A 22,585-nucleotide genomic window follows, 5' to 3' on the forward strand; every position below is an offset into this window, starting at 1 on the left:
CCGGCCCGGTGACACCACCCCCCGGGTCATGGTCGACAGGGGGCAAAAGTCATGCCGGGCCAGAAGGCCGGGAGCCTCATGATCGAGGCCGTCTAGAAGGTAACGGGGCGGTCGAAGGGCCGCCGGCGCGCAGGACGCCGGCCACGGCGGCCTTCCGGGCGGATCGCACGGCTCACCGAGCGGGGCCGCTGTGCTGCGGGCGCCCGGCCGCCCCGGAGGCCGTCCCGGCACTCCGCCCTAGAAGAACTCCGCCCACGGCTGGTCCCAGATCTGCTTCACGGCGAGGACCAGGAACAGCAGTCCGGCGAGGACCAGCATGGCGTTGCTGAGCGGGCCGTTGCGCCATTCCCGGGGGGTGCGGTCGGAGTTGAGGAGCCGGACCAGGGTGAGGGCGAGGAACGGCATGAAGGCCGCGCCCAGTACGCCGTAGACGATGATCAGGCGGAAGGGCTGGCCCTGGAAGAGCAGGATCATCGGCGGGAAGGTCAGCCACAGCAGGTAGGCGCGGAACGGCCAGGACTTCTCGGGGCGCCCGGAGGCGAAGTCCTCGCCCCGGGAGGCGGCGGCCTGCTTCCGGCCGCGCGTCACGAAGTCGGCGAACATCAGGCTGACGCCGTGCCACACGCCGATCAGCGAGGTGAACGAGGTGGCGAAGAAGCCGATCAGGAAGAAGGTGGCGGTGGCGGAGCCGTAGCGGTCCTCCAGGATGTCGCCGAGCTGGATCAGCCCCTTGTCGCCGGAGGCGATGGCGAGGCCGGCGGAGTGCAGGAGTTCGGCGCCGACGACGAGCATGGCGACGACGAAGACGCCGGTGGTGAGGTAGGCGACCCGGTTGTCCAGGCGCATCACCTTCATCCACCCGCTGTCGGTCCAGCCCTTGGCGTTCACCCAGTAGCCGTACGCGGCGAGCGTGATGGTGCCGCCGACGCCGCCGATCAGGCCGAGGGTGTTGAGGACCGAGTCGGTCGCGTCGGGGAGCACCGGCAGGAGGCCGGCGAAGGCGTCGCCGAGGTGCGGGGCGACGCGGACCGCGAGGTAGACGGTCACCACGAACATGACGCCGACCAGGACGGTCATGACCTTCTCGAAGACGGCGTACCGGTTGAACCAGACGAACACCAGGCCCACCAGGGCGCAGGCGATGCCCCAGCCCTCCAGCTCCATCACGCCGGGGAAGAGGGCCTGCAGGGGCAGGGCACTGGACGACATGGCCGCGGCGCCGTAGACGAAGCCCCAGACGACGACGTAGACGCCGAAGAAGTACGTGGTCCAGCGGCCGAGTTGGGCCCAGCCGTCGAAGAGGGTGCGGCCGGTGGACAGGTGCCAGCGGCCGGCCGCCTCGGCGAGGGAGATCTTGACCAGGCAGCCGACGACGGCCGCCCACAGCAGGGTGTAGCCGAAGTTGCTGCCCGCGATGAGGGTGGCGACGAGGTCACCGGCGCCCACACCGGTCGCCGCGACGACGATGCCGGGCCCGATGTGCCGCCAACTGGATCTGCGGGACGGGGAGTCGGATGCGTGGAGCGCTCGGGTGTCCTGGGGGGTCCCGGTGTTTCCCGTGGTGTCCGCCATGGGCGCAGGAAAGCGGACGGGCCGGGGGCCGACAAGAGGGCGTGCGGGCGTCTTCACGGGATGCACCTGGTCGGCGGCTGCCTCCCCGCCGGTCGGGGCGAGGTTCTTCGCCTTTCACCCACCTTCTTGACCTGATCATGTCATGCCCCGACCATGAGCCCACCGCACCACGCACGTCGCCATGAACCACCCCCACCTCCCACGAGGAGACTTCATGCGACTTCGCCCCCGCGGCAGACGCCCCGGCGTCCTCGCCGCCCTGATCGCCCTCGCCCTCGCGGCTCCCCTGGCGCTCACGGCGCCCGAGGCCGGGGCCGACAGCGCGAAGGCCCCGCCGGCCACCCCCTCCGCCGACGACATCCGCCAGTACGAGATCCACCGGCACACCACTCCCCTGACCCGCACGGCCATCCAGCGCTCCGGCGTCAGCGTGGACGAGGCCGACGAGGAGACCGTGGTGGTCTCCGGCCGGGCCGACCAGATCCGCGCCCTGCGCCGACAGGGCTACGACGTCACGCCGTTGGGCGCCGCCCCCGACCGGTCGTCCGGCTCGGACGGCGTGCGGCTGTACGACTTCCCGTCGGCGGACTCCCGCTACCACAACTACGCGGAGATGAACGCCGAGATCGACCAGCGGCTGGCCGCGCACCCGGGCATCATGAGCAAGCGGGTGATCGGGAAGTCCTACCAGGGCCGGGACATCGTCGCGATCAAGATCAGCGACAACGTGGCCACGGACGAGAACGAACCCGAGGTGCTGTTCACCCACCACCAGCACGCGCGCGAGCACCTGACCGTCGAGATGGCCCTGTACCTGCTGCGGGAGCTCGGCGCGGGCTACGGCAGCGACTCCCGGATCACGAACCTCGTGAACAACCGCGAGATCTGGATCGTCCCGGACCTCAACCCGGACGGCGGCGAGTACGACATCGCCACCGGCTCCTACCGCTCGTGGCGCAAGAACCGGCAGCCGAACGCCGGTTCGTCGGCCGTCGGCACGGACCTGAACCGCAACTGGGACTACCGCTGGGGCTGCTGCGGCGGCTCCTCGGGCAGCAAGTCCTCGGAGACGTACCGGGGTTCGGCACCGGAGTCGGCACCCGAGGTGAAGGTCGTCGCGGACTTCGTACGCAGCCGGGTCGTGGGCGGGAAGCAGCAGATCACCGCCGGCATCGACTTCCACACGTACAGCGAGCTGGTGCTGTGGCCCTTCGGCTACACCTACTCCGACACCACCACCGGGATGACGGCGGACGACCACGCCGCGTTCCGGACCGTCGGACAGAAGATGGCCGCGAGCAACGGCTACACCGCGCAGCAGTCCAGCGACCTGTACATCACCGACGGGTCGATCGACGACTACCTGTGGGGCGCGCACAAGATCTTCGGCTACACCTTCGAGATGTACCCGCGCTCCTCGTGGAGCGGCGGCTTCTACCCGCCCGACGAGGTGATCGAGCGGGAGACCTCCCGCAACCGGGACGCGGTGCTCCAGCTGCTGGAGAACGCGGACTGCATGTACCGCTCGATCGGCAAGGAGGCGCAGTACTGCGGATAGTGGTACGCAGGCCGGCCGCCGCCTGAGACCGGGCGGGCGCAGTACCGCGGACAGCGGGACGCAGGCCCGCCGGCGCCTGAGACCGGGCGGGCCCAGTACCGCGGACAGCGGTACCCGGGCCGGCCGCCGTCCGACACCGGGCCCCTCCTCGCGCGACGAGGAGGGGCCCTTGTGCTGCCCTTCGTCGCGCGGGCATGGACCTCGTCGCGAGCGGGGGATCTCAGTCGGGTGCGGAGGGGCCTTCGTCGGGCGCGCAGGGGCCTTCGCCGTGTGTGCGCCCCGGGGCCGACGCCCCCCTTGGCCAGTACCCCCCGGGGGTATACAGTGGGGAGTAGAATACCCCCAAGGGGTACTCCCACCACAGGCACCGCCCCCGAACCGGCACCAGGAGCAGCAGCGATGGCCACCACCGTCCCGGACCAGGCCGAGGTCGAACTCGCGATCGGCGGCATGACCTGTGCCTCGTGCGCCGCCCGCGTGGAGAAGAAGCTCAACCGGATGGAGGGCGTCACCGCCACCGTCAACTACGCCACCGAGAAGGCGAAGGTCAGCTACGGCGGGGACGTCGCCGTCGCCGACCTGATCGCCACGGTGGAGGCCACCGGCTACACCGCCCACGAACCCCGCCCGGAACCGGCGCGCGGCCAGGGGGCGGGCACCGGCGACGCCGGGGCGGACGACTCCGCCCCGGACGAGCTGCGGCCGCTGCGGGAGCGGCTGATCACCGCGGTGGTGCTGAGCGTGCCGGTGATCGTCCTGGCGATGGTCCCGGCCTGGCAGTTCGAGTACTGGCAGTGGCTGTCCCTGACCCTGGCCGCCCCGGTCGTCACCTACGCCGCCTGGCCCTTCCACCGCGCCGCGTTCACCAACGCGCGGCACGGTGCGGCCACCATGGACACCCTGGTCTCGGTCGGTGTGTCGGCCGCCTTCCTGTGGTCGGTGTGGGCGCTGTTCTTCGGCACCGCCGGCACGCCCGGCATGACCCACCCCTTCGAGCTGACCATCGCCCGCGGCGACGGCTCCGCCAACATCTACCTGGAGGCCGCCGCCGGGGTGACCGCGTTCATCCTGGCCGGCCGCTACTTCGAGGCCCGCTCCAAGCGGCGGGCCGGGGCCGCCCTGCGGGCGCTGATGGAGCTCGGCGCCAAGGACGTCACCGTGCTGCGCGGCGGGCGGGAGGAAGAGATCCCGGTCGGCGAGCTGACCACCGGCGACCGCTTCCTGGTCCGGCCCGGCGAGAAGATCGCCACCGACGGCACGGTGGTCGAGGGCACCTCGGCGGTCGACGCCTCCATGCTGACCGGCGAGTCCGTCCCGGTCGAGGTCACCGTCGGGGACGCGGTCACCGGCGCCACGGTGAACGCCGGCGGGCGGCTGGTCGTCGAGGCCACCCGGGTCGGCGCCGACACCCAGCTCGCCCGGATGGCGAAGCTCGTCGAGGACGCCCAGAACGGCAAGGCCGCCGCCCAGCGGCTCGCGGACCGCATCTCGGCGGTCTTCGTCCCGGTCGTCATCGCCCTGTCCCTCGGCACGCTCGGCTTCTGGCTGGGCAACGGAGCGGGGGCGACGGCCGCGTTCACCGCCGCCGTCGCGGTCCTGATCATCGCCTGCCCCTGCGCCCTCGGCCTGGCCACCCCGACCGCGCTGATGGTCGGCACCGGGCGGGGCGCCCAGCTCGGCATCCTCATCAAGGGCCCGGAGGTGCTGGAGAGCACCCGCGCCGTCGACACCGTCGTCCTCGACAAGACCGGCACCGTCACCACCGGCCGGATGACCCTGCTGGCCGTGCACACCGCCGACGGCACCGACGAGAAGGACGTGCTGCGCCTCGCGGGCGCCCTGGAGCACGCCTCCGAGCACCCGATCGCCCGGGCCGTGTCCGCGGGCGCGGCCGAGCGGGTCGGCACCCTGCCCGCCGTGGAGGACTTCCGCAACGTTCCCGGTCTCGGGGTGCAGGGCGTCGTCGACGGGCACGCGGTCCTGGTCGGACGGGAGAAGCTGCTGCGCGAGTGGTCCCTGGAGCTGCCCGAGGCGCTGGCCCGCGCCAGGGCGGACGCCGAGGCCGCCGGGCGCACCGCCGTCACGGTCGCCTGGGACGGCGAGGCCCGCGCGGTCCTGGAGGTCGCCGACGCGGTGAAGGACACCAGCGCGGAGGCGGTCGCCCGGCTCCGGGCGCTGGGCCTGACGCCGATCCTGCTCACCGGCGACAACGAGGCCGTCGCCCGGACGGTGGCGGCCGAGGTCGGCATCGACGAGGTGATCGCGGAGGTGATGCCGGAGGACAAGGTGGCCGTCGTCCAGCGGCTCCAGGACGAGGGCCGCTCGGTGGCCATGGTCGGCGACGGCGTCAACGACGCGGCGGCGCTCGCCCGCGCCGACCTGGGCCTGGCCATGGGCACCGGCACCGACGTGGCGATCGAGGCCGGCGACCTGACCCTGGTCCGCGGCGACCTGCGGGTGGCCGCCGACGCGATCCGGCTGGCCCGCCGGACCCTGGGGACCATCCGGACCAACCTGTTCTGGGCCTTCGCCTACAACGTCGCCGCGCTGCCGCTGGCCGCGGCCGGGCTGCTCAACCCGATGATCGCCGGGGCCGCGATGGCCTTCTCCTCGGTCTTCGTCGTCGGCAACAGCCTGCGGCTGCGGGGCTTCAAGCCCCTGAGCTGACCGGAGCCCCGGGGCGAGCGACCCCGGGGCTCACGGCGCCCTACTTCTTCGACGTGTTCGGCTTCACCGGCTCCTTGGAGCCCTTGGAGCCCTTGGAGCCCTTGGAACTCCTGGAGTCCTCCGCCTTCTTGACGACCGTGGGGCCCTTGGAGCCGTCGGGCTCCTCGGCGCCGGACTCGTCCGCGCCGGACTCGTCGGAGGACTCCGAGGCATCCACGCCCGTGTCCGTCTTCGCGTCCGGGTCCGCGTCCGTCTTCGCTTCCGCGCCCGAATCCGTCTTCGCGGTGGCGTCCGTCTCCGCGTCCCCGTCCCTGCCCGCGTCCCCGTCCGGCTCCTCGCCGTCGTCGAAGTAGGCGTCGAGGACCGCGTCCAACTCGGTGTCCCACTCGGCGAACCGGCGGCGGGACGGGGCCTCGATCTCGATGGGGTACCAGCGCCGGTCCGGGGTGTGGACGGTGACGGTGTAGCGCTTGCCGAAGCGGGCGGTCGCCGTCTCCACCGCGCCGATCTCGTCCCAGCGGAACTCGCACTCCTGGTCGTCCAGCCGCAGCCGGACGCCCCGGTGGTCGGCGACGATGGTGGCGCGGCGGTCGGACGCCTCGAAGACCGGGCCGTCGGGGACGGCGTCCGCGTCCTCCTCGGCCCCGTCCGGCTCCCCCGCCTCCGTGCCCGGGACCGCATCACGCGCCTCCGGTGAGGAACTGCCGGAGTTCACCGTGCCGTTGGCCTCCTCCGGCTCACCGGGACGGTCCTTCCCGGGCCGGGTGTCCTCCTCCCGGCCGGACACGGGTGCGGTGAGCCCGGGGATGAAGGCCGGGTCGAATCCGGCGCCTTCCAGGGGCTGGCTGCTCGAACCAATGCGCTGCTGCTCCACAGCGGAGCAGTATGGTCGACAAACCTGTGCCGGGCACAGCCAGCCCCCGACTTCGTTATCGGACGCCTACACGGACGGCCGTCCGCTCACCGCGGCCCCGGCCCTCACACGACCAGGCTGAGCGCCGCCGCGACCAGGAAGCCGGCCACCGAGAGGACGCTCTCCAGGACGGTCCACGTCTTGAGCGTGTCGCGCTCGCTGATGCCGAAGTAGCTCGTCGGAGTCCTGGGGGAGCTTGGCGGCGGCGTAGACGATCGGCGCGAGGACGAAGATGCCGACGTCGAAGAAGACCGGGATGCCGAAGATGAGGCCGGTGAGGCCCATGGCGAGGGGGGCGCGCTTCTCGCCGAACAGGCCGAGCAGCCGGCCCGCCAGGACCTCGGCGCCCCCACTGACCTCGAGGATCGCGCCGAGCATGGTGCCCAGGCCGATGATGATCGCGACGTGGCCGAGGATGCCGCCCATGCCGCTTTCGATGGTGGACACCGCGTCCGAGCGCTGGACCGTGCCGAAGAGTTCGGTGACCGAGAGCCCGGCCGCCAGGCCGACGGCTATGGAGACGCCGAGCAGGGCCACGAACGGCTGGAGTCTGACCTTGATGTCAGGAAGAGCAGGAGCGCGATGCCGAGGGCGGCGACCGTGAGCAGGCCGGCGGTGCCGTCGACGAGCAGGAGCAGTCCGCCGGTGTGGGGCGGCGCTCCGTCCGCCGCGGGGGCGGCGAGCGGGAGGTACGGGTGGGACATGCGGGGGTCCTCTGGATAAGGGCATGGGGTTTTCGGGCAGGGGGGATCGCGGCACGGCGTCCGCGGGGTGTGCGGGGGCGCCGTGCCGGACGACTGCGAGGGGGTGGGGGTGGCAGACGGGGGGTGGGGGTGGCAGACGGGGGTGAGGGGGGACGCGGGTCAGCCGAGGACGGCGAGCGCGTCGATCTCGATGAGGAGGCCGGCGGGCAGACCGACGTAGACCGTCGTGCGGGCGGCCGGGGGCTGGGTGAGGCCCTGCTCCTCGAAGTAGGTGTTGTAGAGGTCGTTCATCTCGGCGAAGTGACCGACGTCGGTGAGGTAGACGCGGATCATCATCACGTCGTCCCAGGTCGCGCCGCCCTCTTCGAGGATGGCCTTGACGTTGGCGAGGGTCTGGAGGGTCTGCTCGCGCAGGGTGGGGCCGGCGGGCGTCGGAGGCTTGCCCTCCTCGGCCGGGAGGAAGCCGACCTGACCGGCGACCTGGAGGATGTTGCCCTTGCGCACCCCGTGCGAGAACTTCGCGGGCGGGGTGGTGTGCGTGGGCGGGGTGAGCGCGGTCTTCTCGGTCATGCGGGGGTGTCCTTCACTGGAGTTCGGCCGGAGTACTCGCCGCTGATGGCGTCCGCCGTGCGGCGCACCAGCGGGAGCAGGGTGAGGAGTTCGTCGGCGGTGACGACGACGTTCGGCGCGGACACCGACATCGCGGCGACCACCCGGCCGTCGGCCCCGCGGATCGGGGCGGCGACGCAGTTGATGGACTCCTCGTGGCCGCCGAGGTCGGTGGCCCAGCCCTGTTCGCGCACCGTGGCCAGCTCGCGCAGGAACGCGGCCGCGTTGGGTGTCGAACGGGGTGTGTACATGGGGTAGTCGAGCTTCTCCGCGAGGGCGCGGCGCTCGTGCTCGGGCAGGTCGGCCAGGAGCAGTTTGGCGACGGCGGCGACGGTGATGGCGACGGGCTTGCCGATCCGCGAGTACATGCGCACCGGGTAGCGGCTCTCGACCTTGTCGATGTAGAGGACCTCGTTCTCCTCGTGGACGGCGAGGTGCACGGTGTGGCCGCAGCGCTCGTTGAGCCGGGCGAGGTGGGGGTGGGCGATCTCGCGGACGTCGAGGTTCTCCATCGCCTCCTGGGCGAGGGCGAAGAGGCGGGCGCCGAGGCGGTAGCGCTGGTCGGACTGGCGGTAGACGAGCCCGTGTTCGTGCAGGGTGCGCAGCAGGCGCAGGGCCGTGGACTTGTGGACGCCGAGGCGGTCGGCGACCTGGCCGAGGTCGGCGGGTCCCTCCGCGAGCAGCGGCAGGATGCTCAGCGCGCGGTCGACGGTCTGGCTCATGGGGTGCGTACCTCCTCGTCGGCCTCTTCGTCGGCTCGGGTCCAGCCGGGGCCGAGTCGCAGTCTCCCCCACGCGGTGTCGTCCAGGGCGGCGAGGCGGTCGGCCAGGGCGCGGGCGGGCGGCGGGGCGAGGTCGCCGGGGGCGGTGAGGGCGGCGGCGGCCGTGAGGTGCCCGTGGCGGAGCCGGTCCCGTACGGGCAGGCCCCGCAGGGTGGCGGAGAGGAAGCCGGCGGCGAACGCGTCGCCGGCGCCGACGGCGGCGACGACGTCGACGTGCAGGGCGGGCACGAAGGTCACGGTGCCGTCGGCGTCCGGGCGGCCGTCGGGGTCCCGTTCCAGGGCGACGGCCCCGTCCCGGCCCTGCTTGACGACGACGAGGCGCGGTTCGGGCAGGGCCTCCCGCACCGCGCGGGCCCCGCGCAGGCCCCACGCCTCGCGTGCCTCGTCGTCGCCCACGAAGACGATGTCCGCCCCGCGCGCCAGGTCCAGCAGCACCTCGGGGCCGTGTCCGTCGCGCCACAGGCCGGGGCGGTGGTTGACGTCGAAGGAGACCAGGGGCCGTCCGGGGCGGCGCGCGGTCAGGTCCCGCATCAGGTCCCGGCAGCCGTCGGAGAGGGCGGCCGTGATGCCGGACAGGTGCAGGATCCGCCCGGCGCGCACGGCGGCCGGGTCCACGCCCTCCGGGGACATCGCGGAGGCGGCGGAGCCCGCCCGGTAGTAGGCGACCTCGTGGGCGTCGGTCGACCGGTCGCCGGCCGTGCGGAAGTAGACGCCGGTGGGGCGGTCCGGGTCGCGCCGCACGTGGGACACGTCGACGCCGTGCGCGCCGATGGCCTCGACGAGGTGGTCGCCGAAGCCGTCGGCGCCGACCCGGCCGACCCACCGCGTGGTGTGGCCGGCCGCGGCGAGGACGCAGGCCACGTTGGACTCCGCGCCGCCGATGCCCCGGTCGAAGGCGGGGACGTCGGCGAGGCGGCCGGGCCGGACGGGCCGGAACGCCACCATGGACTCGCCGAGCGCGACCACGTCGACCATGTCGACGGCGTCGACGGCGTCGGTGCCGTGCGGGGCGTCGGTGGTGCCGACGGCCTCCTGGGCGCCGGGGGCGTTGCCGGGTCCGGTGGCGGTCACGATGGCGGGGCTCCTCGGGGCGGTGGGGCGGGGCGGTGTCCGTTGACCCCGCTGGGCCGAGATGCTAGACAGCGGTGAGTGATATACGCAACGAGTGTTGCAGTCAATGCAACACACCTGATCAGGGAGGTTCCGATGGTCTCCGGCACCGGCTCCGAGGCGCTCGCCCGACTCCGGGAGGAACGCGTCGACCACCGCTTCAAGGGCCTCCCGCCGGACGCGGCCGGCCTCACCGTCGGCGAACTGGCCGCGCAGCGCCGCAACCTGTTCACCGGCGGCTTCACCACCCCCGTGCTCGCCCTGTCCGCGGAGCGGCTGGAGCACAACCTGCGCCTGATGGAGACCTACGCGGCTCGCCACGGGCTGGCCTTCGCCCCGCACGGCAAGACCTCCATGGCCCCGCAGCTGTTCCGGCGGCAGATCGACCACGGCGCCTGGGGCATCACCCTGGCCGTCCCCCACCAGGTGCGGGTGGCGCGGGCGTTCGGCGTCCGGCGGGTCTTCCTGGCCAACGAGCTGGTGGACGCCGCCGCCCTGCGGTGGATCGCCGCCGAGCAGGACGCCGACCCGGAGTTCCGCTTCCTCTGCTACGTCGACTCCGTGCGCGGCGTCGAGCTGATGGACGCGGCGCTCGCCGGGGCCGCCCGCCCGGTGGACGTGGTCGTCGAACTGGCCGCCGGGGAGGGCGCCCGGACGGGCGTGCGCACCGAGGAGGAGTGCGCCGCCGTCGCCGACGCCGTGGCCGCCGCGCGCGGGCTGCGGCTCGCCGGGGTCGCCGGGTACGAGGGCGAGGTGCCGGACGCCGACCCGGAGCGGGTACGGGCCTGGCTGCGGCGGCTGGTGGCGCTGGCCGCGGACTTCGACCGGGCGGGGCGGTTCGCCGGGCTGGACGGGATCGTGGTGAGCGCGGGCGGCAGCGCCTGGTTCGACGCGGTCGCCGACGTCTTCGCGGAGGTCCCCGAACTGTCGGCGCCCGTACTGAAGGTGCTGCGCTCGGGCGCGTACGTCTCGCACGACGACGGGCACTACCGACGGCTGACCCCGTTCAACCGGGTCCCGGAGGAGGGCGCCCTGGAACCGGCGTTCCGGCTGTGGGCGCAGGTCGTCTCGCGCCCGGCGCCGGGGCAGGCGTTCCTCAACGCGGGCAAGCGGGACGCCGCGTACGACCTGGACCTGCCGTTCGCCCAGGTGGTGCGCCGGGACGGCGCCGAACGCCCGGCCACCGGGGTCACCGTGACCGGCCTGTCCGACCAGCACGCCTGGCTGCGGACCTCCTCGGAGGCCGACCTGGGGGTGGGAGACTGGGTGGGACTCGGGTTGTCCCACCCGTGCACGTCCTTCGACAAGTGGGCGCTCATCCCCGTGGCGGAGGCCGACGGCACGGTGGTCGACTACGTCCGCACGTTCTTCTAGGAGGCCCGCGCACATGGAAGAGCTCGTCATCAGGGACGCGGAGGTGGTCGACGGCTCCGGCGACTACTCCTACCGCGCGGACGTGGTCGTCGACGGCGGCCGGATCGTCTCCATCGTCAAGGAGGCCGCGGCCGCGGGCTGTCAGCGCCCGAAGGCCCGCCGGGAGATCGACGCCGAGGGCCTGGCCCTCTCCCCCGGCTTCATCGACATGCACGCCCACAGCGATCTGGCGCTGCTGCGCGACCCGGACCACAGCGCCAAGGCCGCGCAGGGCGTCACCCTGGAGGTCCTGGGCCAGGACGGCCTGTCGTACGCGCCGGTCGACGACCGCACCCTCGGCGAGGTGCGCCGGGCGATCGCCGGCTGGAACGGCGACGGGGACGACATCGACTTCGACTGGCGTTCCGTCGGCGAGTACCTGGACCGGCTGGACCGGGGCATCGCCGTCAACGCCGCGTACCTGATCCCGCAGGGCACGGTCCGCGCGCTCGTCGTCGGCTGGGAGGACCGCGAGGCCACGCCCGCCGAGCTGGACCGGATGCGGCGCCTGGTCGCGGAGGGCCTGGAGCAGGGCGCGGTCGGCCTGTCCTCGGGGCTGACGTACACGCCGGGGATGTACGCCCGGGGCGCCGAACTCACCGAGCTGTGCCGGGTGGTGGGCGAGTACGGCGGCTACTACTGCCCGCACCACCGCTCCTACGGCGCCGGCGCGCTCGGCGCGTACGCCGAGATGGTGGAGCTGGCCCGGGAGGCGGACTGCCCGCTGCACCTGGCGCACGCCACGATGAACTTCGGGGAGAACAAGGGGCGCGCGCCTCAGTTGCTGGCCCTGCTGGACGAGGCCCTGGACGCCGGGGCGGACATCACCCTCGACACCTACCCCTACACCCCCGGCTGCACGACCCTGGTGGCGCTGCTGCCGAGCTGGGCGAGCGAGGGCGGGCCGGAGGAGACCCTGCGCCGGCTCGCGGACGAGGAGACGGCCGAGCGGATCCGCCACCACCTGGAGGTCACCGGCTCGGACGGCTGCCACGGCGTGCCCGTGGAGTGGGAGACCATCGAGATCTCCGGCGTCGGCGACCCGGCGCTGGGCGAGTACGTGGGCCGCACGGTCCTCGACTCCGCCCGGGAACACGGCGAGAGCCCCTGGTCGGTGGCGCGCGCGCTGCTGCTGAAGGACCGGCTGGCGCCGACGATCCTCCAGCACGTCGGCCACGAGGAGAACGTCCGGACGATCATGCGGCACCGGGTGCACACCGGCGGCTCGGACGGCATCCTCCAGGGCGCCAAGCCGCACCCGCGCGCCTACGGCACCTTCCCGCGCTACCTCGGCCACTACGTACGGGAGTTGGGGGTCCTCTCGCTGGAGGAGTGCGTGGCCCACCTGACCGCGCGCCCGGCCGCCCGGCTGCGGCTGCCGGACCGCGGGCTGGTCCGCGAGGGATACCGGGCCGACCTGGTGCTCTTCGACCCGGCGACGGTCGGCGCCGGCTCGACCTTCGAGGAACCCCGGACGCTGCCGACCGGCATCCCGTACGTGCTGGTGGACGGGCGGTTCGTGATCGAGGACGGCCGGCGCACCGACGTGCTGGCAGGACGGGCGGTGCGCCGGACACCCCGGTGACCGCCCGCCCCCTTGCCCGATGCGGCCTCTACGGCCGCGGTGTCACGGCTTGGGCAGCACGCAGCCGCTGGTGTTCAGCTCCAGCCTGCTGTCCGCGCCGAAGCAGCCGGGGAACCAGTAGGTCTGCTGGGCGTAGTTGATGCCCTGGCGGACGGTGACCCGGCCCTGCTCGTCGATCTCGCAGGGGTTGTTCACCGTGCAGCGCTGCCCGTCCTCGTTGCCGGTGTTGTTGACGGCGACGACCCTGCCGGTGGCGGCGTCGACGACCGGCGATCCGGAGGTGCCGCCGATGGTGTTGCAGGAGGGGGTGTAGCGGACGGAGTCCTTCCAGGTCCAGTCGCCCTCCTGCATGCGGTGGACGAAGCCGTCGATGGAGCAGTTGTAGATCCGCTTCCAGTACCCGGAGACCACGCTGATCGCGGTCCCGGCCGTCGGGCGGGTGTCGTTCAGGGTGAGCGCGTCGATGCCGTACGCGCTCCGGATCTGCCCGTAGGTGCGGTTGAGGCGGTAGACGGCCGCATCGGTGTCGGTCATCGTCGCGTACACCAGCCGCTCGGCGCGCAGGGTGGCGACCCGGGAGCCGGAGGCGTTGAGCAGGCCGAAGGTGCGGCTGGAGGGCCGGTCGACGAGGACCTGGCCGGGTGCCGGGAAACCGCTCTCCAGGCAGTGCCCGTTGGTGAGCACCAGGGCGGGGGCGTCGGCGGCGGAGTCGGGCATGCGGACGACGGAACCGGAGCAGTTGCTGAGCGCGACGGTCCCGGCGAAGTTCACGGCGGCGGCACGGGGCGCGGTGAGGCCGGACACGGCGTCCGCCACGGTGGCCGCCGCGCCGTCGACGACGTCCGGGGCGGTGGTGCGGCCGGTGTCCGCGGTCACGGTCGTGTCCGGGGCCGTGGGGGCGGGCCCGGCGGCGACCGCGGGGGTCGCGCCGACGCCGGCCAGGGCCAGGGCGCACAGCGCGACGACGAGAGGTTGTCTCATGTGGGGGTCCCCTCTGGTGACTTGGGCGCCCGGAATCCTCCGGACACCCACAGAATTGTCATGGGCATTCTCATTGCGGAGGGGCGAGGGGACAAGGGCGCGTCCCGCCGTGACCGGATCAGCGGCGCCCGGGACGGGGGCGGAGGCGGCGACCGTCACGGGCGGGAGTGGTGACGGCGCGGGGAGGGAACGGGCGCGGCCCAGAGGGCGGACCGGAGCGGGGCGGACCGGAGCGGGGCCCGCGAGGAAGCCGGAGCGGGACCCACACGAGAGGGCCGGAGCGGGGCCCGCGAGGGAGGCCCGGAGCAGGACCCGCACAGGAGGCCCGGAGCGGGCCCCACGTGCGAAGTCCGGAGCGGAACCCGGAGGACGAAACCACCCGAACCGACGCGTCTCACGTGGCGAACAACACGGCCCAAACGGCACGAGGGGGCCGTAAGCTCCCTGCATGCAGGTGATCCAGTCGACCAAGCTCGCCAACGTCTGTTACGAGATCCGGGGCCCGGTGCTCGAGGAGGCGATGCGGCTGGAAGCGGCAGGCCACCGCATCCTCAAGCTCAACACCGGCAACCCGGCAGCCTTCGGCTTCGAGTGCCCGCCCGAGATCCTGGAGGACATCCTCCGCAACGTCTCGACGGCCCACGGCTACGGCGACGCGAAGGGCCTGCTGGCCGCACGGCGCGCGGTCGTCATGCACAACCAGACCCTCGGCATCGAGACCGACGTCGAGCACGTCTTCATCGGCAACGGCGTCTCCGAGCTGATCGTGATGGCGATGCAGGGCCTGCTGGACGACGGCGACGAGGTCCTGGTACCCGCGCCCGACTACCCCCTGTGGACGGCCGCCGTCTCGCTCTCCGGCGGCACGGCGGTGCACTACCGCTGCGACGAGCAGTCCGACTGGATGCCGGACCTCGCCGACGTGGAGCGCAAGATCACCGACCGCACCAAGGCGCTGGTGATCATCAACCCGAACAACCCCACCGGCGCGGTCTACGACGAGGCCATGATCAAGGGCCTCACCGACATCGCCCGCCGCCACAACCTGCTGGTCTGCTCGGACGAGATCTACGACAAGATCCTCTACGACGAGGCCACCCACACCCCGACCGCCGCCGTCGCCCCCGACCTGCTCACCCTCACCTTCAACGGCATGTCGAAGGCGTACCGGGTGGCCGGCTACCGCGTGGGCTGGATGTCGATCTCGGGCCCCCGCGCACACGCCGACTCCTACATCGAGGGCCTGACGGTCCTGGCGAACATGCGCCTGTGCGCGAACATGCCGGGCCAGCACGGCGTGGTCGCCGCGCTCAGCGGCCGGCAGACGATCAACGACCTGGTCCTGCCCGGCGGCCGGCTGCGCGAGCAGCGGGACATCGCCTACGACCTGCTCACCCGGATCCCCGGTGTGACCTGCATCAAGCCGAAGGGCGCCCTCTACCTCTTCCCGCGGCTCGACCCCAAGGTCTTCAAGATCGAGGACGACCGGCAGATGGTCCTGGACCTGCTGCGCAGCGAGAAGATCATGGTCGTCCAGGGCACCGGCTTCAACTGGCCGGAGCCCGACCACTTCCGGGTCGTGACCCTCCCCTCTGCCACCGACCTGGAGGACGCGATGGGCCGGATCGGCCGCTTCCTGGACGGATACAGCCAGCGCTGACCCTCGCACTCACCCTGCGTGTCCGATCGCGTCCTCTTTTGTGAACGACTCAACTTTAGACTGAATCCAAGCTAGGATGGTTTCCTGTTAGCACTCAGGAGGCCATCCATGTACGAACCGATCCGTGGCAAGTCGGTCCACAGCACGATGGCCGGCGCCTCCCAGGACGTCCCCCGCCGCTCCCGCGAGGAAGAGCTGGACATCCAGCTCGCGGGTCACCTCGGTACCCTGCTCGCCGTCACCGACGAGCTGCGCGTGGTGGCCCCTTCGAGCGACCTGGACACCGCGGCCGACCGGCTGGCGGACCAGGTCACGCGCCTGCGGGGAGGACGCAAGCCGGCCCGCGCGTCGGCGACCACCCAGAGCCGCGAACCCGACGCGACGGCCCTGCACCGCCGGGCCCACGCCCTCGCGGGCCGCGCCCTGGTCGTGGCCGCCTCACGCGCCGACACGGCGGCCGCCATCCTGGCCGCCGAACGCATGGACGCCCACAGCGCCGCCCTCCAGCCGCGCGAACTCGCGTCCCGCTGAGCCCCACCCCGGGGCTCCCCAGAACGGCCCCGGTCCGCGCGCACCCGCAGCGACGCGCGGACCGGGCGCCATGCACGGCCCGCGGGGACAGGGGCGCGGACATACCCGTGGACGGACGGACTCCACACTGTCGACGCGGTCGGCGGTGATCCCCACTTTCCGGTGCGCCGCCGCATCGACGGTCGCCGCCCTCCGCAGTGCTCCATCCTTCGACGTGCAGCAGGACGAAGGGGAGCGCGTCACACGGCTCCTCGGCTGTCCGGGTCCACGGAAACCCCCGGTATATGGTCGATCATTTCGCCGCTGAGCGAGTCCACGAAGAACGATTCGACATCATCGGCAGAGTGCGAGACGTCCACCACCCAGGTGACCTTGTATGTACCGTCACGTTTTATCAGGTGTTCGCTCGCGTGGTCCGGATCGATTCCTGTCTCATTCCGCACCACCCTCAGTGCTGCGCCCTTGCTGATCCGATCAAGCGGAATGTCATAACTCTCCGAGAACTCACGGACGACGAGCTGAGATATTCTCCCGGCGCGATTCACCTGAACGTCGAGCCGGTTGGGCAGAAGCACCCCGTCTTCGCTCGTGCGCCAACTGGTGACCCACCCGAACTCCGCATCGTCTCCGACGGGGAAGGTCTTCACTGAGGCTCCCGTCATCTGGTCGGGGTAACGGGATGCCGCGTAGGTGTGCGCGATTTTCTCGGCGTCCGAGGCACCGGCCGGTGAAGGCGCCGGAGGATCAAGCGGGAAGCTATGCCTTCCGGGAGTGCTCTCGGGCTCGAGCAGTACGCTGAACTCGCTGCGGCTGGGCCAGGCGAGTTGGGCGATCCCGTTGGCGAACGCGATGACGACGGCGTTCCGGGCTGGTCGACGGGGGCGCCCCCGCCCGCTCGCCGCTCGCCGTGGCGTTGTCCCAGCTCCGGACGGTGTGGGCGGCCGGACTTCTCTGCGGACTGGTGGCGCTGGTGTGCGTCGCCGAACGGGCCGTCGGCGGACCCGGGCGGCCGGATCTCCGGGTGCCGGCGCTGCTCGGTCTCCTGGTGACGGCCTACACCCTGGCGGGCTACGCCGCGGGGCTGCTGCTGCCCCGGACGCTGGCCGCCCCCGTGGTCGCGGTGGCGGTCTTCCTGTGGCTCAGCTATCCCGTGGCCATGGAACCGCTCTGGCTGCGCCAGCTCAACGGGACGAATCTCAACGAGGGGTGGAGCTACGAGCGGACCCTCGATGCCCGTGCCCTGATCGCCCCGGGCTTGGTGGCCACCGGGATCCTCCTGGCCGCGGTGATCGTGATCGCCGCCCGCACCCGTCCCGTGAAGCTCACGGCGTTGCTGCCGGTGGCCGCGGCCCTCGCCCTCGCCGTACCCATGGTCACGCCCCTGGGACACGACCCCACCACGAGCCGGGACCCGCGTCTGCTCAGCTGTGCCGGGGAGCCGGTACGCGTGTGCCTCTGGCCGGAGCAGAGCGAGGACGGCGAGAGGTTCCGTCCGTGGGTCGCGGACGCCGCCGGCCGCCTGAAGGAGGCGGGAGTCACGTTGCCGACGACGTACACGCCCGCCTTCGCCGGGCCGACGCGGGCGGACGTGATCACGACGTTGGTGAGCGGCATGATGCCGGACCCGGCACCCGAGTGCGCCGCACGACAGCCGTGGCCCGGGGAGGAGGCGTACGCCCCGGTCGCCCTGTGGCTGGAACTGACCGCGGGAGGCGACCCCGAGGAGGTCGCGAACCGGGTCGACGACGAAGGCAGGGCGATGTCCCTCGTGCGGGACGTACGGCAACTTCCGGCAACGGCCCAGGCCCAGTGGTACCGCACGAACCGCGCCACGCTCACGCGGTGCGACCTCCGGCCGCGGTTGGCGGCCACGGCCTACCGGGGCGGTGCCCGGTGAACTGGTGGCTGCGGGTCCGCTCCGCTCCCGCCCTGCTCGGCGCACTGGCCGTCGTCGTCGGTGTGGCGTCGGCAGCGCCGGCCGCCGAAGTGCCCGTGCCCTCCCTGGCGGGCTCCCTGACGAGTGGGCTGCCCTTCCGCTACCTGGTGCCGCTCCTGCCCGTACTGCTCGTACTGCACGGTCAGGCGCGGGCCGATCGGGCGTCGGAGTCCGTGGCGGTCCGGCCCGTGCGATGGCTGGACGCCTGCCTGATGACGTCGGTGGTGGCGGTGCTGCTCCTGGCCTCGGTGTTCGTGCCCGACGGGCTCGCCGTCGCCCGGAACACCGCCGGATACCTGGGCTGCGCCCTGGTGCTGCGCCGGCTCTCCTCCCCGAGACCGGCCCTCGCGCTGACCACCGTCCTGCCCTTCGCCGTGGTGTCGCTGGGCGGGAGGGGCGGAAGCCGGTCCGCCTGGTGGGCCTGGCCCCTCCACGAGGGCACGGCTCCCTTCGCCGCGGGATGCGCGGCCGTACTCTTCGGCATCGGTCTGGCGCTGTCCTTCCGCGGGCCACTGTGGAACGGAGGGCGCGGCACGGACGAGTAGGCGGGCGATGCCGGGCCGGGGTGGGTCAGGCCCCGTGATAGAGCCGGTGCAGGTCGACCAGGACGACCTCGCCCCGCTTCTCGGCGTCGCGCAGTTCCGGGGCGAAGCCCGCGCCGCTGTAGCAGGCGGGGCGGGCTCGGCTGGTGTCCACGCCGCGCGCTTCCAGCAACTCCAGGATGCGGCGCAGGCGCTGTAGGTGGCCGAGGTGCATCACCTTGTGCCACTTCGCCTCGCCGACGGAGAGCAGGATGCCCTGATCCTGGCCCACCGCTCCGTGCACCACCACGTCGGCCTCCAGGGTGGTCCGGTTCGCGGGGTCGGCGACGGTCCCTGCCGAGACCTGGATGGGCATGTCCCCGAAGGTCGCGGCATCCGCGTGCCACTCGACCCATTCCCGGCACAACCGCTCGAAGTGGGGACCGACGACCTTGCTGAGGAACGTCGGACGGCTGTGTTCCCACATGGTGGCGGGTCCACGGCGACGGGACAGCAGCGCCGTCTCCGGGCGTACGACGGCGTGGTGGAAGGTGACGAGGGGCTCGGCGACGTGGTAGGTGGCGCGGTTGGCGCGGAACGCGTCCGGCTCGGAGGTCAGCAGACCGCAGTTCTTCAGGACGGTCAGCGGCAGGGAGATGTCCGTGGCCTTGCGGCCGACCGCGCTCGCGATGCCGCCGCTGGTGCGGTTCCCGCCCGCCACCGCTGCCAGGACCGAGTGGTAGAGCGACCGGTTCCGCAGGTCCGGCTCGGCGGCCAGGAGGTAGGGGGCCTCGCCGTGGAGCGGGCGTGCCGGGTTGAGTACGGTCCGGCAGACCCAGGCGTCGAAGTCGTCGGGCCCGTCCGGCACGTCGTCGTCGACGAACTCCCTGCGGTACGCGGGCGTTCCGCCGACGATGGCGTGCACCAGGACGGCCAACCGCGGATCCCGGATGCCCCAGAAGTCGGCGGCCTCCCGGTAGCCGAGCGAGTGCACGACCAGGTCGAGACCCGCCCTGCCGTAGAGCGGTGAGGCTCCGGAGAGCAGGCCGCCCATGAACGACATCGCGCTCCCGCAGAGCAGGATCCGTGGACGCTCCCGGCCGTGCCGCTCGGAGCGGACCCCCAGGGCGGCCTGCAACTGGGAGGGGAGGGCGGGCGCGTTCTGCACCAGGTAGGGGAACTCGTCGATCACGACGGGCACCGGCCGGTCCTTCGCGAGCCCGAAGAGCAGCGTCAGCGCCTGTTCCCAGGTCTCCGGCCGCGGGGGCACCGCCGCCCCGGTGAAGCGTGCGATCGCCTCCCCCAGCAGCCGCAGGGACTCGGCCGCCGATGCCTCGGCCGCCGCGTAATAGAAGCCGTCAGTCGCGTCCGCCAGCGCCTGGAGCAGGAAGCTCTTGCCCTGCCGCCGACGGCCCGACACCACGCCGAGCCGGGGCCCGGCACCCGCGGCGGTCGCGAAGGCGGTCAGCTCGCTCCACTCCCACTCCCGGTCGAACATGTCCGGGGGTCTCGGCAGACTGCGCGGGGCGGGTCTGGCCATCGTGCCTCCTCTCTCTTAGAGACGTATCTCTTAGAGGTACGTCTCTAAAACGAAGGGGCACATCCCTGGTTACGGGTGGCTCCCCGCGCATCCTCGATGCGGAGGCCGTGTGGGAATGCGTTCACCGCCCCGCCTGGGTGCGCACGCCGGTGACCGTGTGGTGGAAGACCGAGTGGCCGGACGCTGTCGCCTCCGCTCGCAGGAGGACGCCCGTGTCCGGGTCGACGGCGAAGGTGCAGGTCAGACTGTCGTCCGGGGCCCAGGCGCTGAACGGGAACGTACGGAGGGGGCGGATCCCGCTGCGGACGGAGGTGCCGGGGCCGGGCGTGGCGTGGGTCAGGTGGGAGACGATGCGGGCCGGTGCCAGCAGTTCGGCCAGCCGAGCGGCGAGCGGACCGGTGCCGTCCGGGGCGTAGTCGCCCGACACCTTCATGGTGTCCCGGCCGACCGTGATCGTCCAGGAACGGGCGGACGGCTCGGGCGTGAAGGACAGGTCCTCGTGCGGGTCGGCCTCCACGGCGACCTCGGCCGTCAGTCGGGCCGGCTCCACCAGGGTCCTGGCCATCCGCGCCAGGACCTGCCCCGCGATTTCCTCCGACCGCACTTCGTTGATGTGCACCTCGCGGACGCGGGCCGTGGCCAGAGGGCCCTCGTCGTCGTGAAGCACGGCGGACCGGAGCAGACCGGTCCCCGGGTCGAGTCGCACCACCAGCCTTCGGGCACCGGGCGGCAGCCAGTCGTCGGCAGGGTCGGCGAACAACGGATGCGGAGCCAGGGCGAGTTCGACCTCGTCATGGTCGCGCCGGGCACCGGTCACGGTGCCGATGCCCCGGATCAGACGGGCGGGGTCGAAGAGCACCGCCCACGGCTCGCCCGCATCCTCCTCGCGCAAGCCGCGCGTCGAGACGTCCGTGAGGCGGTACGTCTGCGCCTCGCCGGGCCGCCCGGTCGCGGGGCTGCCGGCCGCCCGAGCGCCGAACGGTCCGTCGAGGTCCGCCTCGACGGCCCGTGCCGTGGACGTGACGTCGACGACCGCGTTCAGCCTGACGTCCTCGGCGACCGCCGAGGCGAGCCGGGACAGCGCCCAGCCGGTCAACGGGTCCCGCTGTGCGGGCGGTTCGCCCAGCCAGTGGGTAGGTGCCATGAAGCCCAGGTCTCCTTGCCGCCGCACGCTCCGGTGCCGGCTGAACACACGGTACGGCCCCTCCCTGTCCACCGGCCCCGTCCGCAGCGTGCCGGGGCCGGGGCCGAGGTCAGCCGGTCGGCGTCGAGAGGCCGACGCCGACCGGCTCCGTCACGCCCGGGAGGTGGACTTGAGGGAGGTGACGAACGTCGTCCACGCCGGTGCCGTGACCGTCAGCACGGGGCCGTGCGGGACCTTGGAGTCCCGGACGGGGACGACGCCCGTGTGGGCGTCGCAGACTTCGAGGCAGTCGCCGCCGTCCCCGTTGCTGTGGCTGCTCTTGCGCCAGCGGGCGGCTCCGGGGAACGACTCGGCCACCTCGACGCAATCCCCGCCCGTGCCGTTGCTGTAGCTGCTCCTGCGCCAGACAGCGGCGCTCAAGTCAATCCCGGTGCTTGCCATTTCGGTCATCCTCAGCCGCCTTCTCCATCAGGGCGAGGGACGCCTTCGGAGACAGTGCGGCGGCCCTGAGCAGATCGTACGACCTGCGGTACTCCTCCACGAGGGCTGGATCGTCAAGGGTGTCCCCGCTGTGCTGCGACTCCAAGTAGACCAGTGGGGGTGCGTCGGGGAAGTCCATGATCTTCGCCATGCCCATCATCAGCGGATGCGGCCCGCAGTTCCACGGAAGAATCTGTGGAACGATCCGGCGACGCCGCGCCAGCTCAACAATGTGATCAAGCTGGTCGGCCCACTGGCCCGGTGGCAGTATTGGCTGTCGCAGCAGCACCTCGGACAGGATCGCCCAGTACATCGGCGTTTTGTGGTTCGCGTCGAATAGCCGGGCTCGTGTCAGCCGGGCACTCACTTTCTCGTCCACTTCGTCGTCCTGAGCCAGCGGCATGGCTGCCGTCACGAGCGCACGAGCGTACGCGTCCGTCTGCAGCAGCCCGGGCAAGAGGGTCGGACACCACTCCTCGATCGTCTTCGCGTGCTTCTCCGCGTCCAGCACCCGCTCGAAGTAGCTCGCGTGCCCCTTCCTCTTCGCCCGCCGTACGTCCTCGCACCGCCGGGTGAAGAAGCCGTCCGTGCCGAGGACGCGGTCGACGTGTTCGGCCAGTTCGGCGGGCATGCGGCGGGTGCCGCGTTCGATCTCGCTGAGGTGGCTGGGGCCGTAGAAGCTGCCCTCGACCAACTGCTGGAGGGTCAGGCCCGCTTCCTCGCGTTTCCAGCGCAACTCGCTGCCGTAGAAGGTCGGGACGCCGGTCGAGCCGTCGATGTCCTTGCGTTGCCCCATCGTTCACCGTCCTGGGTGTGCCGTTGCCGCGCGGTGCCCGGTGCTTCCCCTGTCGGGGGCGGGGAGTCCGGAGCACTGTCACGC

Annotated in this window: 18 protein-coding genes and 2 pseudogenes; 8 read left to right on the forward strand and 12 right to left on the reverse strand. The window is 72.4% G+C overall.

Annotation, left to right across the window (positions count from 1 at the left end):
- Window positions 1–237: 237 nt before the first annotated feature.
- Window positions 238–1,572, reverse strand: a complete 1,335-nt coding sequence (locus AC02VZ_RS16910) for an Nramp family divalent metal transporter (protein ID WP_476475759.1) — start codon at window positions 1,570–1,572, stop codon at window positions 238–240.
- Window positions 1,573–1,786: 214 nt separating this feature from the next.
- Here AC02VZ_RS16910 and AC02VZ_RS16915 point away from each other — a divergent pair, with 214 nt between their 5' ends.
- Together AC02VZ_RS16915 and AC02VZ_RS16920 are read left to right on the forward strand one after the other, a co-directional pair.
- A complete protein-coding gene (locus AC02VZ_RS16915; RefSeq protein WP_476475760.1) occupies window positions 1,787–3,130 on the forward strand; it encodes a M14 family metallopeptidase in 1,344 nt (447 codons plus the stop codon).
- A gap of 399 nt (window positions 3,131–3,529) precedes the next feature.
- Window positions 3,530–5,797: a heavy metal translocating P-type ATPase gene (locus AC02VZ_RS16920; protein ID WP_476475761.1), complete on the forward strand. Its 2,268-nt coding sequence runs from the start codon at window positions 3,530–3,532 to the stop codon at window positions 5,795–5,797.
- A gap of 196 nt (window positions 5,798–5,993) precedes the next feature.
- On the opposite strand, the pseudogene AC02VZ_RS16925 reads toward AC02VZ_RS16920, so the two are convergent.
- From AC02VZ_RS16925 to AC02VZ_RS16945, 5 genes and pseudogenes are all read right to left on the reverse strand, one after another.
- Window positions 5,994–6,671: pseudogene (locus AC02VZ_RS16925) on the reverse strand (hypothetical protein); the annotation flags it as partial.
- A 234-nt stretch (window positions 6,672–6,905) separates the two neighbouring features.
- A pseudogene (locus AC02VZ_RS16930) lies at window positions 6,906–7,414 on the reverse strand (GntT/GntP/DsdX family permease); the annotation flags it as partial.
- A gap of 159 nt (window positions 7,415–7,573) precedes the next feature.
- Window positions 7,574–7,984, reverse strand: coding sequence for a RidA family protein (locus AC02VZ_RS16935; protein ID WP_432057241.1), 411 nt, complete (start codon window positions 7,982–7,984; stop codon window positions 7,574–7,576).
- On the reverse strand, window positions 7,981–8,745 hold the full coding sequence (locus tag AC02VZ_RS16940) for an IclR family transcriptional regulator (RefSeq protein WP_432057242.1): 765 nt from the start codon (window positions 8,743–8,745) through the stop codon (window positions 7,981–7,983). The genes AC02VZ_RS16935 and AC02VZ_RS16940 overlap by 4 nt, the downstream gene beginning before the upstream one ends.
- The gene (locus tag AC02VZ_RS16945) at window positions 8,742–9,875 is read right to left on the reverse strand and encodes a sugar kinase (RefSeq protein WP_476475762.1); all 1,134 of its coding nucleotides are present in this window, start codon (window positions 9,873–9,875) and stop codon (window positions 8,742–8,744) included. The genes AC02VZ_RS16940 and AC02VZ_RS16945 overlap by 4 nt, the downstream gene beginning before the upstream one ends.
- 135 nt (window positions 9,876–10,010) lie before the next feature.
- On the opposite strand from AC02VZ_RS16945, the gene AC02VZ_RS16950 reads away from it, so the two are divergent.
- Together AC02VZ_RS16950 and AC02VZ_RS16955 are read left to right on the forward strand one after the other, a co-directional pair.
- Window positions 10,011–11,288: an amino acid deaminase gene (locus tag AC02VZ_RS16950; RefSeq protein ID WP_432057244.1), complete on the forward strand. Its 1,278-nt coding sequence runs from the start codon at window positions 10,011–10,013 to the stop codon at window positions 11,286–11,288.
- Between the two features lie 13 nt (window positions 11,289–11,301).
- Entirely contained in the window at window positions 11,302–12,912 is a 1,611-nt protein-coding gene (locus AC02VZ_RS16955; RefSeq protein WP_432057245.1) for an N-acyl-D-amino-acid deacylase family protein, read from the forward strand.
- A gap of 42 nt (window positions 12,913–12,954) precedes the next feature.
- On the opposite strand, the gene AC02VZ_RS16960 is transcribed toward AC02VZ_RS16955, so the two are convergent.
- The gene (locus AC02VZ_RS16960; protein WP_432057246.1) at window positions 12,955–13,893 is read right to left on the reverse strand and encodes a trypsin-like peptidase domain-containing protein; all 939 of its coding nucleotides are present in this window, start codon (window positions 13,891–13,893) and stop codon (window positions 12,955–12,957) included.
- 448 nt (window positions 13,894–14,341) lie between these two features.
- Here AC02VZ_RS16960 and AC02VZ_RS16965 point away from each other — a divergent pair, with 448 nt between their 5' ends.
- Together AC02VZ_RS16965 and AC02VZ_RS16970 are read left to right on the forward strand one after the other, a co-directional pair.
- A complete protein-coding gene (locus AC02VZ_RS16965; RefSeq protein WP_476475763.1) occupies window positions 14,342–15,553 on the forward strand; it encodes a pyridoxal phosphate-dependent aminotransferase in 1,212 nt (403 codons plus the stop codon).
- Between the two features lie 108 nt (window positions 15,554–15,661).
- Window positions 15,662–16,084 (forward strand): SCO4983 family protein, encoded by a 423-nt coding sequence (locus tag AC02VZ_RS16970; protein WP_476475764.1) that lies wholly within the window; start codon window positions 15,662–15,664, stop codon window positions 16,082–16,084.
- Between the two features lie 239 nt (window positions 16,085–16,323).
- Here AC02VZ_RS16970 and AC02VZ_RS16975 read toward each other — a convergent pair whose 3' ends face one another.
- Window positions 16,324–16,731: a hypothetical protein gene (locus AC02VZ_RS16975; RefSeq protein WP_476475765.1), complete on the reverse strand. Its 408-nt coding sequence runs from the start codon at window positions 16,729–16,731 to the stop codon at window positions 16,324–16,326.
- Window positions 16,732–16,997: 266 nt separating this feature from the next.
- On the opposite strand from AC02VZ_RS16975, the gene AC02VZ_RS16980 reads away from it, so the two are divergent.
- Together AC02VZ_RS16980 and AC02VZ_RS16985 are read left to right on the forward strand one after the other, a co-directional pair.
- Window positions 16,998–17,981 carry a DUF7224 domain-containing protein gene (locus tag AC02VZ_RS16980; protein WP_476475766.1) on the forward strand — a complete coding sequence of 328 codons (984 nt, stop codon included), beginning with the start codon at window positions 16,998–17,000 and terminating at the stop codon, window positions 17,979–17,981.
- The gene (locus tag AC02VZ_RS16985) at window positions 17,978–18,565 is read left to right on the forward strand and encodes a hypothetical protein (RefSeq protein WP_476475767.1); all 588 of its coding nucleotides are present in this window, start codon (window positions 17,978–17,980) and stop codon (window positions 18,563–18,565) included. The genes AC02VZ_RS16980 and AC02VZ_RS16985 overlap by 4 nt, the downstream gene beginning before the upstream one ends.
- A gap of 25 nt (window positions 18,566–18,590) precedes the next feature.
- Here AC02VZ_RS16985 and AC02VZ_RS16990 read toward each other — a convergent pair whose 3' ends face one another.
- From AC02VZ_RS16990 to AC02VZ_RS17005, 4 genes are all read right to left on the reverse strand, one after another.
- Window positions 18,591–20,081, reverse strand: a complete 1,491-nt coding sequence (locus AC02VZ_RS16990) for an AAA family ATPase (RefSeq protein WP_476475768.1) — start codon at window positions 20,079–20,081, stop codon at window positions 18,591–18,593.
- Between the two features lie 121 nt (window positions 20,082–20,202).
- On the reverse strand, window positions 20,203–21,225 hold the full coding sequence (locus AC02VZ_RS16995; protein WP_476475769.1) for a hypothetical protein: 1,023 nt from the start codon (window positions 21,223–21,225) through the stop codon (window positions 20,203–20,205).
- Between the two features lie 150 nt (window positions 21,226–21,375).
- The gene (locus tag AC02VZ_RS17000) at window positions 21,376–21,666 is read right to left on the reverse strand and encodes a DUF397 domain-containing protein (protein WP_476475770.1); all 291 of its coding nucleotides are present in this window, start codon (window positions 21,664–21,666) and stop codon (window positions 21,376–21,378) included.
- Window positions 21,647–22,501, reverse strand: a complete 855-nt coding sequence (locus tag AC02VZ_RS17005; RefSeq protein ID WP_476475771.1) for a helix-turn-helix domain-containing protein — start codon at window positions 22,499–22,501, stop codon at window positions 21,647–21,649. Before AC02VZ_RS17005 ends, AC02VZ_RS17000 begins: the two co-directional genes overlap by 20 nt.
- Between the last annotated feature and the right edge of the window lie 84 nt (window positions 22,502–22,585).

The organism is Streptomyces sp. 3-6 (assembly GCF_056323165.1).